Below are 12,528 nucleotides of genomic sequence, written 5' to 3'. Positions count from 1 at the left end.
GAGAAATCATCACCATGAGTAACCAGTTTCAACTGATGCGCGAGCAGCGCTTCCGTCCCTTCTTTTTCACCCAGTTTCTCGGCGCGTTTAACGACAATGCGTTCAAGACGGCGCTGATCACGCTGGTCACTTTTCGCGCCGGGCAGCTCACCACGCTGGACGGCAAGATGCTGGCGACCCTGCTGCCCGGCCTGTTCATCCTGCCGTTCTTTCTCTTTTCGGCGACTAGTGGGCAGATCGCCGACAAATACGAAAAATCGATGCTGGTGCGCCTGACCAAATGCCTCGAAATCGGCATCATGCTGCTCGCTGCCTGGGGCTTCATGGCTCGCAGCTTCTGGCCGCTTGTTGCCGCCCTGTTTCTGATGGGCGCGCAATCGACGCTGTTCGGCCCGGTCAAGTACGCCTATTTGCCGCAGCATCTGCGCGAGGAAGAACTGATCGGCGGCAACGGCATGGTCGAAATGGGCACCTTCGTCGCCATCCTGGCCGGCGAGATTCTCGGCGCGTGGCTGGCAATGGCCAATGACGGCGCACTGCTGACGTCGGCGACGGTTATCGCCGTGGCCGTTGCGGGGTACTGGGTCAGCCGCGGCGTGCCGCATTCGCCAGCCGCCGACCCCCAGCTGCGCATCAACTGGAATCCGGTGAGCGAAACCTGGCGCAACCTGAAATTTGCGCGCGGCAACCGCACCGTCTGGCTGTCTCTGCTCGGGACTTCGTGGTTCTGGTTTTACGGGGCAACGATTCTGGCGCAGTTTCCCACCTTCACCAAAGACGTGCTGCACGGCGATGAAAGCGTTTTCATCCTGCTCCTGACGGTGTTCTCGCTCGGCATCGGCATCGGTTCGCTGCTGTGCGAAAAACTCTCCGGCGGCAAGGTGGAAATCGGCCTGGTGCCTTTCGGCGCTATCGGCCTGACGGTTTTCGGCGTCGACCTCTACTGGGCGAGCCTGAACGCTGGCGCAGCCAGCCTGCCCGCCGGGCTTGCCCACGGCGCTTATGATTTTCTGGGCGCGCTGGGGCAAGCCACGCACTGGCGCGTGCTGCTGGACATCGCCTTGCTGGGGCTGTTTGGCGGCTTCTACATCGTGCCGCTCTACGCCCTCATCCAGACGCGCAGCGAGAAAAGCCACCAGTCGCGCATCATCGCCGCCAACAATATTCTCAACGCCCTGTTCATGGTGATTTCCGCTGTCGTTTCCATGGCGCTGTTCGCGCTGGGGCTGTCGATTCCGCAGCTCTTTCTGGCGACGGCGCTGTTCAATGTCGTCGTGGCGGCGTACATCTACCGCCTGGTGCCGGAGTTCCTCATCCGCTTTGTCGTCTGGCTGCTCGTTCATTCCGCCTACCGGCTGGAGAAACGGGGCATTGAACAGGTGCCGGAAAGCGGCGGCGCGCTGCTGGTCAGCAACCATACCAGCCTTGCCGATGTCCTTCTGATTACAGCCGCCAGCGTCCGCCCGCCGCGTTTTGCCATCGACCCGAGGCACTTTGCGCGGCCGCTGCTCGGCGCCGTGCTGCGTGAAGGCCGGGCGATCCCTTTGCCTGGGGAGGCCGGTCAGGTCGGCGAGGCCGCAAGAGACGGCGCGCCGTCGGCGGCCATGCAGACGGCGCAAGCCGCCATCGAATCGGCGCTGGCTGCCGGTGAAATCGTAGTCGTTTTTCCCGAAACCGGCACTGAGGCCGACGGGCAGGTACGTCCCTTCTGCCCGTGGTTTGCGGCGCTGCTCGAGGTGCTGCGCGCGCGGCATCCGGCAACACCCGTGCTGCCTCTGGCGCTGCATGGGCTGGAGGACAGCGCCTTCGCTGCCGCCCGCCTGCGCCTTGGTCAGCGTCTGGCGCGGCTGCGCCCGTTCCGCCGGGTTGCCGTCACGGTCGGCGCGCCGCAGGCCGCCTCGGCAGCGGCCGCTGAATCCGTGCGGCAGGCGCTGTGTTTCCTGGCCGATGCCCAAACCGTACAATCCCGATTATGATGGGTCAGTGAATTTTCCATGAAACGCTTTGCAAAAATATTTTTGCGCGCGCTCAAAGGGGCGGGCGTGATTTTTGCCCTGGGCTTTGGCGTCGCGCTGCTGCTGGGCGGCGGGCTGTCCGCCTGGCACAACGACGGCCGGCGCATCGACTGGCGTACGATGCCGCGCCGCTCGGCGGGACTGGCGCCCGACCCGAAAAAGCACGTCGACACGGCCATCGTGCAGGTGTACGTCGCGCCCACCTATGGCTGGCGGGGCTACGTGGCCGTGCATCCGTGGCTGATCTACAAGCGGGCGGGGCAGACGGCGTTCACCCGCTACGAGGTCATAGGCTGGGGCGGCGGCAGCGTCGTCAAGCGCAACGCCGACCTGCCCGATGCCTTTTGGGCCGGCAAGCGACCGCGCTTGCTCATCGAGCATCGCGGTGCGGGCGTCGAGGCGATGATCAACCGCATTGAGGCGGCCGTCCGCAGTTACCCCTATCCGCGCGAGTACCGCAGCTATCCCGGCCCCAACAGCAACACCTTCATCGCGCACATTGGCCGCGAAACGCCGGCGCTGGCGCTCGATCTGCCGGCCAACGCCATTGGCAAGGACTACCGGCCGCTTGCCCATCCGTTCGGGCGCTCGCCCAGCGGCAGCGGCGGACAGGTTTCTCTGCTGGGCATGCTTGGCCTGAGCGTCGGGCCGGAAGAGGGCTTTGAAGCCAACGTGCTGGGGCTCAATTTCGGCATCGACGTCCGGCCGCTCGGCCTGCGTTTGCCTTTCGCCGGACGGCTGCCGTGACGGCCGGCGACGCGCTGCGGCAGATTTCACCGGCGTCCGGCAAAGCGGGTGTTTGCCGCCCAATCAACGGCGTTGCGCGCCCCGGCGCCGCGTCGTATCGTTGCTGCCGCCGAATACGGGCAGGGCGCGACAGATCGGTCAGGTTGGGCGAATCGTGACGGATCGCGAACGAAAAATGAACGACAGAAAAATGATGAGCCATGCGGCGGCTGCGCCGGGCAGGGGGATCAGGGCGGCGATTTTCGATGCCGACGGCACGCTGATCGACAGCGAAGAACCGGGCATGGAAGTGCTCTACGAACAGGCCGTGCGGATCGGGCTGACGCGCTCGCGCGAAGAGGCGTTCCGGTGTTTCCGCGGCAGCCGCATGGCCGACTGCGTGGCTTGGATCGCGGCCAATTCACCGGAAACGCAGCCCGCGCGCGATGAGGCTTACTGGACGGACTTTACGCGCCATGTGCGCGAACGGCAGGCCGAGCGTTTCCGTCAATCGCTGCTGCCGATGCCCGGTGCGGAAGCCTTGCTCGCCGGCCTGCGCATCCCTTTTTGTCTGGCGACAAACGGCCCGCGCCGGAAGATCGATCTGACGCTGGCGCTGACCGGACTCGACCGTTTTTTTGGCGAGCGTGTCTTTTCAGCCTACGAAAGCGGTTTTTTCAAGCCCGACCCGCGCCTCTTTCTCCTCGCCGCCGAGCACATGGGCGTTGCGCCGGAATACTGCGCCGTCGTCGAAGATAGCCTGCCGGGCATCGAAGCCGGGCTGGCCGCCGGCATGCAGGTTTTTTCGCTGCACGAGCCGGCCGGACTGCCCGTCCGCCTGATCGAGCGGGTCACGCATATCGCTGCGCTGGACGAACTGGCCGCGTACCTGACCTGAAGCGCACTCCCGCTTGATAGCGGCCCCCTTTGCCAAAATACGGCGTTGCTGTGTTGGCCTTGCCTTGCCGTACTACTTGTACTGTCATCGGCTCGCCGCCTTGTCTTTTGGCAAAGTTGAGCCGCTATAGATTGTCTGGTCTTTAAAAACGGCTGCCCGCAACCCCGCGTGGAGTGGGCGTTTACAGGCAGGTGCCTCTGGAACCCTTATAAATAGGGCGTTTGCGGATAGGGTGCCCGGAAACGCCCTAAATACGCGGGCTAGCGGGCAGGTGCCCTGAGATACTTTAAATATAGGAATTACCAAGGCCTGTGCGCTGACTTCCACCCACGGAACTTCTCTTGATGTCGTTGCGCTGAGCGGCAGCGCGCCCCGCTGACTTTCTTTGCCTCGCCAAAGAAAGTCAGCAAAGAAAGGCGACCCCAGGCGCAGATGACTCCTTGCCGCGGGCAGCGTGGCGGCGGGCTTGATTAACTCGCTGCGCTCAAATAATCAAGCCCTTGTTCCCGCTAAGCTGCCCCGCGCCTGCGGCTGCGCCTAAGGGGTTTTGGGGTGCTTCGTGGTGATCGAATACGCGAAAGGGCATATCTGGAAACCCGCGTCGATAAAGATGCTCTAGGTAGGTGCTCCGAACGCCGCGTGGATAGGGCGTTTCCGGGCGAGTGCTCTGAGATGCTCTGTGTATAAGGGGTTCTGGGCATCCTTGGAGATGTCCGTGGATAAAGGGTTTCAGAGGGTTGGTTGGGCACAGTGTTCCGGTTTATGTTTTTTGATGCTCTGAACCCCTTTATTTACGGGGACCTCCGGGCATTTTATGTTTTCTACCCTGTTTTTACGGATTTCAGAGGGGTGCTACAGAAGCTTAATAGCGGCTCGACTTTGTTAAAAGACAAGGCGAGCCAACGCCGTAGTTTGGTAAAGGAAGCCGCTATAAAAGGCAAGGCAAGGCCAACGCGGTATGTCTACCAAGGGAACCGCGATTAGGGAAAGCCGCCATGCAAGGTTCAGCGATATATCCACGCGATGTCTTCATGGGTGAACGCTTCGGGGAACAGGTATTCGCCGCGAAATACGGCGATGTCCAGGTACTGCCATTTCGGATTGAATTGCGGCGCGTGCCGGCGCACGGCATCGAGCACTACGTGCGTGCAGTAAAACGGCTGATGATTGCGTTCGTCCAGCACGAACGGTTTGCCTTGCAGACGGGCGGCGTAGTCGGCGCTTTGCCGGCGCTGGCTGGCGTTGAGAAAACGCGGGCGGGCGACGGCCACCGCATCCGCCTTGTCCGCCGCCGCGAAGTCGGCCAGTGGCGTGAGCAGAACCTGATTGGGCAAATTGGGGTCGTCATCGGTGGTGGCGTGCGCGACGACAATATGCGGGTCGGTCTGCACCACCATGCCGATATGCGAATACGGGCTGTGGCTGATGCGCTTGATGAAGCGGCTATCGACGGAAACGCCGCTTCGGAAGATCCAGTCGCCGGCCTGCAAGCGGGATGTGTCGGGCAGCAATGCCTGCGGTTGCGGCGCCGGCAGAGGCTTTGCGGGCGGTTGCCGGTCATGCGCGAACCCGATCCAGGCGGCGGCCGAGAGGGCCGCCGATAACGAGAGGGCGGCCGCAAATAATAAAACCGTCCGCTGGCGCGGGCGGTTTTTCCAAAATGTCACAGCCGGACTTTCCAGCCTGTGCCGGTGTCGATCAGCCTCACATAATCCTGCCGCGTATCTCCTAGCTTGAAGCGGATTTTGACCCTGACGTTGGCCCGCTTGTTGTCTTCGGGATCAAACCGGGCCGGTTCCGCCGTGATTTCTGCGATGCCGCCGCGTTCTTCGGCATATTTCTTTTGTTTGGCTACGCTTGCCTTGACTTTGCCGCTGACAATTTCTTTTTCGCCGGGCTTTTCTTTCCGCTCGTCGGGCATATAAATCATCGCAATGACCGCATCGGCATTGCCGCTGTAGCTTTCGGCAATGAATTTTTTGGCCGTTTTTTCTGGCGAACTGCTCGAACAGGCAGCCAGCAGAAATAAAATGGCAAGCACGGAAAGGCATTTGTTGATTACACGCATGGCGGAATCCTTATCGAGAAATATACGGTGATGAGAAAAGCAATTTTAAACCGCCGAACAGAGGCTGGCGGGCTGGGCTGAATGGGTCGCGGTAGCGTGGTGTAGGGAAAACGCGGGTGGAGCGGGTCGCTGGCTGTGGCGGGCGCCGCCTTTCGGCTTCCGGCAAAACAGAAAGCGGAAAGGCTGCCCGCCCGTCACCGTGCGTGGTCTACAGCACGGCGGCGATGGATTCGGCCACGTAATCGACGTTGCCTTCATTCAGCCCGGCGATGCACATGCGGCCGGTGCGGACGAGATAGACGCCGAATTCTTCGCGCAGGCGGTCGACCTGCTCCGGCGAGAGGCCGGAGTAGCTGAACATGCCGCGCTGGGTGATGAGGTAGCCGAAGTCGCGCCCCGGCGCTTTGGCCGAAAGCACGTCGAAAAGACGCTGGCGCATGGCCTTGATGCGCGTGCGCATTTCGCCGACCTCGGCCTGCCACTCGGCTTTCAGTGCGGGATCGCCCAGCACCGTCGAGACGACCAGCGCCCCGTACATGGGCGGGCTGGAATAGTTGCGGCGGATGTTGAATTTAAGCTGGCCAAATACCTGCGCCGCCTGCTGCGCATCCGGGCAGATGATGGACAGCCCGCCGCAGCGCTCGGCATAGAGCGAAAAATTCTTGGAGAAGGAATTGGAAACGGCAAAGCTAAGGCCGGCGTCCGCCAATGCGCGGACAAAAAATGCATCTTCCTCGAAGCCGTCGCCAAAGCCCTGATAGGCAATGTCCAGAAAAGGAATCAGCTCGCCCGCTTTGAGCACGTCAAGAATGCGCAGCCATTGTTCCCGGCTGGGGTCGAGGCCGGTCGGGTTGTGGCAGCAGGGGTGCAACAGGACGATGCTGCGGCGCGGCAGCGATTTGAGGCAGTCCAGCATGGCCTCAATGCTCAAGACGCCCTTTTTACCGTCGTAATACGGGTAATCATTGACGACAAACCCGGCGCCAGCAAAGATCGAGCGGTGGTTGTCCCAGGTCGGGTCGCTGACCCAGACCTGTGAATCGGGAAAAGTCGCCTTGAGAAAATCCGCCCCCACCTTGAGAGCGCCTGAGCCGCCGATCGTCTGGATGGTCGCCACGCGCCCGGCTTTGAGCAGCGGATGATCCTCGCCAAACAAGAGCTTCTGTACCGCTGTGCGGTACGCCTCCAGCCCCTCCATGGGCAGATAAGCCTTGGGCAACGCCATTGCGGCAATGCGCGCCTCGGCCGCCTGCACGCAGCGCAGCACCGGCACCTTGCCTGATTCGTCGTAATAGATGCCGATGCCCAAATTGACCTTGCGCGGGCGCGTGTCGGAAAGAAAAGCCGCCATCAGGCCGAGGATCGGATCGCCGGGATAGGGAGGAACGTGTTGGAACATGATGAAAACCTGTCAGAAAATCGGGAAGTCAGGAAAAGACCAGCATCAGCCGGAACAAGATGAACGCCGTGGCGGAGGGCTTATGCTGGCACGCCGAATATGCGTACTACCAGAACCAGCACGCCAGCCCGAAATGCCGAATCGGGTTCCTCAATGCCCACGCCGTGCTTACTTGCCGGGAGAACCGATGCTACCAGCTTTCGCCACACAGCGGCGGATCAGATAGGGTAGAAATCGACGATATCGGGGCGACTTCAGTTTCGGGTGAGTGGGCACATCAATATCTGATTGATGCATGGAATGATCGACTAAAGCCAGTTCTATGGAAAATGCAATAAAATTTTATTCGCGAGAATAAGTGTGAAAAATAAAAAAGAAAATAGCTATTAAAATTATAAAAAATATTCGATAAGGGTTGACAGGTAAATTTTTAGAGCGATTAGCTTGTTCGTAAATTGTAAAAAACAGGATAGAAATAGGGAATGGTTTAAAGGGGTCATTGTATGATTGAGCTTCAATTAAATTATCAGGATTTTTCCTTACAGTATAGTCTGCATAAATCAATAGTAATATAAAAACAATCCATATTGTGGCAATAAAAATCTCAAACGTAGACATATTTTTTACTATATCTATGATGATATCTATCATTTTTTATCCTAATAAAAGGCTTTAAGTATTTTACCCCGTATAATATTTATGCTATTGATTGTTTGAATACAAACTTAATTGTAGCTTATGATACCTCCTTAGGCTATATCTACTATTTTTAACGATATTGGGGCGCTCTGAAATACTCTGGTTTTTTATTTCAAATATAAATTTCACCTAAGTAATCGATGGCTGTAATTGTTAGCCTGTTTTCCTGGTAGGAAAATTTATCATTTGGCAAATGAACTTGGGAAGTATAAATGGATTTCTAAGTGACGGCCTAAAAAGCCAATCGTCAACATTCCCGGTGTGGTCATGCTGCAAAATGTCTATTTGCTAAAATGCACGTTCGAAAATTCCTTGCAGCGGCTTTGCGCCGCGTTTGTTGTCCTTGAAACGCCAGATTACCCACGACGATGATTCACGTGCCGGGCGCGCTGTCAGCGCCTCCGGGGCATTACCGGGCGCGGCCGATGCGCCCAGTGCGCCCAACCCCTCCGTCCTGCCTGATCTGCGGGGTGCGCCCGAATCTCCCGAATCCCCCGATTCTCACCATGTACCCGCTGCGCCGGGTACGCCGCGTGCGTCCCGCGTGCGCCGGGAGGCGACCACGCCCCAGCCTCCGCACATGGCCAATGTGCCCAACGTGCCCAAGACGCCCCATACACGTCAAGCGCCGCGCGCGCCGCAGCCCGACTGCCTGGCCGCGGATGTGCGCCGTTTGCGGGCGATGGCGCGCGATTTGCGCCATCTGTACGGGGCGCGGCGCGATGCCTTGCAGGCTGAATACGATGCGTTGCGCGAAAAGTCACAGGCGGCGGTGGCGGCACGGCGGGCGGGGATGCCGCGGCCGATATTTTCCGACGAGCTGCCGGTCAATGCGCGGCGCGCGGAGATTGCAGCGCTGATCGCTCGCCATCAGGTCGTCATCGTTTGCGGGGAAACCGGCTCGGGCAAAACGACGCAGCTGCCAAAAATCTGTCTGGAACTGGGGCGCGGTGCAACCGGGCTGATCGGCCACACGCAGCCGCGCCGCATCGCCGCGCGGGCGACGGCCGCGCGCATTGCCCAGGAGCTGGGCAGTGAGCTTGGCCGCCACGTCGGCTACAAGATTCGCTTTACCGACCGTACTTCGCCGGCCGCGTACATCAAGCTGATGACCGACGGTATTTTGCTCGCCGAGACGCAGGGCGATCCGCAGCTGGCGCAGTACGACACGCTGATCATCGACGAGGCGCACGAGCGCAGCCTGAATATTGATTTTCTGCTCGGCTACCTGAAGCAGCTGTTGCCGAAGCGCCCTGACCTGAAGCTGATCGTGACTTCGGCGACGATCGATGCCGAACGTTTTGCGCGGCATTTCGCCGTTGGCGGGCGGGACGCGCCGGTGATCGAGGTGTCCGGACGGCTGTTTCCGGTCGAGGTGCGCTATCGCCCGGTCCAGGCGGAAGCGCCGGCCGGCACCGAAACCCCGGAAGACGGGGCGCGCGGAGCGCGGGAAGAACGCGATGCGCGTGATGAGCGTGATCTGTACGAAGCCATCGTTGATGCCTGCGACGAGGTCAATCGCATCGGCGCCGGCGACATTCTGGTTTTTCTGCCCGGCGAGCGCGAAATCCGCGAAGCGGCCGAGGCGCTGCGCAAGCATACTTTCAGCCGCGGCGGTTTCAACACGTCGACGGAAATTCTGCCCCTGTTCGCCCGCCTGTCGGCCGAGGAGCAGGCGCGCATTTTCCGCCCGCATCAGGGGCGGCGCATCGTGCTGGCGACCAATGTGGCCGAAACTTCGCTGACCGTGCCCGGCATTCGCTATGTGGTCGATACCGGGCTGGCGCGCGTCAAGCGTTATTCTTACCGCAATAAGGTCGAACAGTTGCAGATCGAGCCGATTGCGCAGGCGTCCGCCAACCAGCGCGCCGGACGCTGCGGGCGGGTATCCGCCGGGGTGTGTATCCGCCTTTACGATGAGGCGGACTTTGCCCGACGGCCGCTTTATACTGATCCGGAAATCCTGCGCTCGTCACTGGCGGGCGTCATCCTGCGCATGAAGGCGCTGCGTCTGGGCGACATCGAATCCTTCCCTTTCCTCGAAGCGCCGCCCGGTAAAGCGATTGCCGACGGCTACCAGCTTTTGCAGGAGCTGGGCGCGGTGACGGACGCACGGGCGCTGACGCCCGTCGGCCAGGAACTGGCGCGCCTGCCGCTCGATCCGCGCGTGGCGCGCATGATCGTCGCCGCGCGCGATGAAGGCTGCCTGCGCGAGGTGCTGGTGATTGCCGCCGCGCTGTCGGTGCAGGACCCGCGCGAACGCCCACAGGAAAAGCAGGGGGCGGCTGATGCGGCGCACAAGGCGTTTGCCGATGAAAAATCCGAATTTCTCGGCTGGCTCAAGCTGTGGCGCTGGTATGAGGAGGTGCTCGAACACAAAAAGTCGCAGCGCAAGCTGGTTCAGGCGTGCCAGGCGAATTTTCTCTCGGCGCTGCGTATGCGCGAGTGGCGCGACATCCACGGCCAACTGCGCGCACTGATTACCGAGCATGGATGGCGGGAGAACGAGGTGCCCGCGGATTACGCGGCGATCCACCGTGCGCTGCTTGCCGGTCTGCTCGGCAATATCGGCTGCAAGTCGGAGGCATCCGGCCATTATTTGGGCGCGCGCGGCATCAAGTTCCTGATTCATCCGGGCTCGCCGCTAGTCAAGAAGGCGGGTAAGTGGATCGCTGCCGCCGAGATTGCCGAGACGAGCAAGCTTTTCGCGCGCGGCGTTGCCCGTATCGAACCGGAGTGGCTGGAACAGGTGGGCGCGCATCTGATCCGGCGCAGTTACTTCGACCCGCACTGGGAGAAGAAGGCGATGCAGGCGGTCGCCTTCGAGCGCTCGACGCTCCACGGCATCGTCATCAACCCGCGCCGGCGCGTCAATTATGGGCCGATGAATCCAGCCGAAGCGCGCGATCTGTTCATCCGTCAAGGGCTGGTGGGCGGAGAAATCGCCGACGAATACGTGCGGCGCTGGGCGTTCTTTACGCACAATCAGCGACTGCTGCTCGATATCGAGATGCTCGAACACAAATCGCGCCGCCCGGATGTGCTGGTCGATGACGAGCTGATCGTCGCCTTTTACGATCGGATGATTCCGGAAAACGTCGTCGATGGTGCGTCGTTCGAGCACTGGCGCAAGGGAGCCGAGCGCGAGCAGCCCAAATTGCTGTACTTGCAGCGCGAGGACCTGATGCGCCACGCGGCGGCGGGCGTCACGACGGAGGCGTTTCCGCCGCGCATCCGTCTGGGCGGCGTGGATTTCGACCTGTCTTACCATTTTGAACCGGGCTCGCCGCGCGACGGGGTGACGATGACCGTGCCGCTGGCCCAGCTCAATCCGATTCCGGCCGAGCGCTGCGAATGGCTGGTGCCGGGCCTGCTCAAGGAAAAGGTCATCCAGCTTGCCAAGACGCTGCCGCAGCGGATTCGCGCCAAGCTGGTGCCACTGCCTGCCTTTGCCGCGGAATTTGCGGAGGCTGCCGCCCAGGTCGGCACACACGCGGGAACCGCGCCGGAAGTGCGGATGAATCAGGGGCTGATTCCCGCGCTTATCCAGTACATCCTGAAAACGCGGGGGCTGAACGCGCGCGGCTGGGAAATTACGCCGGACGCCTTCCGCCCCGACGCCTTGCCGGCGCATCTGTCGTTCAACTTCAAGCTGGTCGATGAATACGGCCGGCAACTGGCGATGAGCCGCAACCTTGCCGAACTGCGCGCCGAATGGGGCGGGCAGGCGCGGCGGGAATTTTCTGAACTGCATGAAACGCCGGCGGAATACACCGGCCTGACCGACTGGCGCTTTGGCGAACTGCCTGAACTGATGGAAATTCCCGTCGGCGGGCAGCGCGTGATCGGCTACCCGGCGCTGCGCGACGATGGCGATTCGGCCTCGCTGTGCGTCTTCGATACGCCTGAGGAGGCGCAGGCCGTCCATGCCGGCGGTCTGCTGCGGCTGTTCCGCCTGCATTTCCGCGAACAGATCAAATATCTTGAAAAGAATCTGCCGAACCTGACGCAGATGGCGATCCGGTTCATGGCGCTCGGTACGCAGGCTGAGCTGCGCGAACAACTGATCGCGGTGACGCTGCGCCGCGCCTGTTTGGCCGAACCCTGGCCGCTCGATGCGGCAGCATTTGCGCAGCGCTGCCAGGAAGCCCGGCCGCGCCTGGGCCTGCTGGCGCAGGAAATGTGTCGTCTCGTCGGACAGATTCTCGACCAATGGCTGACGGTACAGAAGAAACTGGCGGGAGCCAAAGCCTTTACCACCACTGTGCAGGATGTCGAGAAACATCTCGGCCGTCTGATGACGAAGCGCTTTGTCGCCGAAACGCCGTTCGAGCGTTTGCAGCATTTTCCCCGTTATCTGCAGGCTATCGCCATGCGTCTCGACAAGCTGCGCAGCGGTGGCGGAGAAAGCGGCGCATTGCGTGATGCGCGACTGCTGGCTGAGTTCTCACCGCTCTGGACGGCCTACGAGCGGCGCGCCCAGCTGCTTGCCCGGCAGGGGGCGACGAACCCGGCCGTCGACCAGTTCCGCTGGCAGCTTGAAGAACTGCGCGTGCAGCTTTTTGCGCAGGAATTGCGCACGCCGGCGCCTGTCTCGGTCAAACGGCTACAAAAGCTGTGGAAATCAATTCAGTCGGCCTGATGCGCGGTATCCGGCGTACCGACCGGCAAGCCGTCATACGGCGTACCCCGATGACCCGGCTGATTCGCGATAATGCCGGTT

The 12,528-nt window shown here is 61.0% G+C and carries 8 protein-coding genes; 4 read left to right on the top strand and 4 right to left on the bottom strand.

Annotated features, from left to right (window positions below; translation table 11 throughout):
• The first annotated feature begins 14 nt into the window (after nt 1-14).
• From ABCS64_RS11055 to ABCS64_RS11045, 3 genes are all read left to right on the top strand, one after another.
• Entirely contained in the window at nt 15-1,976 is a 1,962-nt protein-coding gene (locus ABCS64_RS11055) for an MFS transporter (protein ID WP_418891955.1), read from the top strand.
• Between the two features lie 18 nt (nt 1,977-1,994).
• Complete coding sequence (locus ABCS64_RS11050; RefSeq protein WP_418891954.1) at nt 1,995-2,762, top strand: DUF3750 domain-containing protein; 768 nt, start codon at nt 1,995-1,997, stop codon at nt 2,760-2,762.
• A 175-nt stretch (nt 2,763-2,937) separates the two neighbouring features.
• Entirely contained in the window at nt 2,938-3,639 is a 702-nt protein-coding gene (locus ABCS64_RS11045) for an HAD-IA family hydrolase (RefSeq protein WP_418891953.1), read from the top strand.
• Between the two features lie 1,004 nt (nt 3,640-4,643).
• Here the strand turns inward: ABCS64_RS11045 and ABCS64_RS11040 are convergent.
• The 4 genes from ABCS64_RS11040 to ABCS64_RS11025 form a co-directional block, all read right to left on the bottom strand.
• Entirely contained in the window at nt 4,644-5,306 is a 663-nt protein-coding gene (locus ABCS64_RS11040) for a YiiX/YebB-like N1pC/P60 family cysteine hydrolase (RefSeq protein ID WP_418891952.1), read from the bottom strand.
• On the bottom strand, nt 5,303-5,707 hold the full coding sequence (locus ABCS64_RS11035) for a DUF4878 domain-containing protein (RefSeq protein WP_418891951.1): 405 nt from the start codon (nt 5,705-5,707) through the stop codon (nt 5,303-5,305). The genes ABCS64_RS11040 and ABCS64_RS11035 overlap by 4 nt, the downstream gene beginning before the upstream one ends.
• 208 nt (nt 5,708-5,915) lie before the next feature.
• Entirely contained in the window at nt 5,916-7,106 is a 1,191-nt protein-coding gene (locus ABCS64_RS11030; RefSeq protein WP_418891950.1) for an amino acid aminotransferase, read from the bottom strand.
• A 342-nt stretch (nt 7,107-7,448) separates the two neighbouring features.
• Nucleotides 7,449-7,757 carry a hypothetical protein gene (locus tag ABCS64_RS11025; RefSeq protein ID WP_418891949.1) on the bottom strand — a complete coding sequence of 103 codons (309 nt, stop codon included), beginning with the start codon at nt 7,755-7,757 and terminating at the stop codon, nt 7,449-7,451.
• A 730-nt stretch (nt 7,758-8,487) separates the two neighbouring features.
• Between ABCS64_RS11025 and hrpA the strand changes: the two genes are divergently transcribed.
• The gene (gene hrpA / locus ABCS64_RS11020) at nt 8,488-12,447 is read left to right on the top strand and encodes an ATP-dependent RNA helicase HrpA (RefSeq protein ID WP_418892213.1); all 3,960 of its coding nucleotides are present in this window, start codon (nt 8,488-8,490) and stop codon (nt 12,445-12,447) included.
• The last annotated feature ends 81 nt before the right edge of the window (nt 12,448-12,528 follow it).

Origin of the sequence: Dentiradicibacter hellwigii (assembly GCF_041770905.1) — a bacterium.
GTDB lineage: Bacteria > Pseudomonadota > Gammaproteobacteria > Burkholderiales > Rhodocyclaceae > Propionivibrio > Propionivibrio hellwigii.
Note: the sequence above shows the minus strand (reverse complement) of the source record. Positions and strands in the feature narration are given on the sequence as shown.

Bases quoted from the DNA above. Each gene is read 5' to 3' on its own strand.
- ABCS64_RS11055 (WP_418891955.1), top strand. From the start codon at position 15: ATGAGTAACCAGTTTCAACTGATGCGCGAGCAGCGCTTCCGTCCCTTC.
- ABCS64_RS11045 (WP_418891953.1), top strand. From the start codon at position 2,938: ATGAACGACAGAAAAATGATGAGCCATGCGGCGGCTGCGCCGGGCAGG.
- ABCS64_RS11030 (WP_418891950.1), bottom strand. From the start codon at position 7,106: ATGTTCCAACACGTTCCTCCCTATCCCGGCGATCCGATCCTCGGCCTG.
- ABCS64_RS11035 (WP_418891951.1), bottom strand. From the start codon at position 5,707: ATGCGTGTAATCAACAAATGCCTTTCCGTGCTTGCCATTTTATTTCTG.
- ABCS64_RS11050 (WP_418891954.1), top strand. From the start codon at position 1,995: ATGAAACGCTTTGCAAAAATATTTTTGCGCGCGCTCAAAGGGGCGGGC.
- hrpA (WP_418892213.1), top strand. From the start codon at position 8,488: ATGGCGCGCGATTTGCGCCATCTGTACGGGGCGCGGCGCGATGCCTTG.
- ABCS64_RS11025 (WP_418891949.1), bottom strand. From the start codon at position 7,757: ATGATAGATATCATCATAGATATAGTAAAAAATATGTCTACGTTTGAG.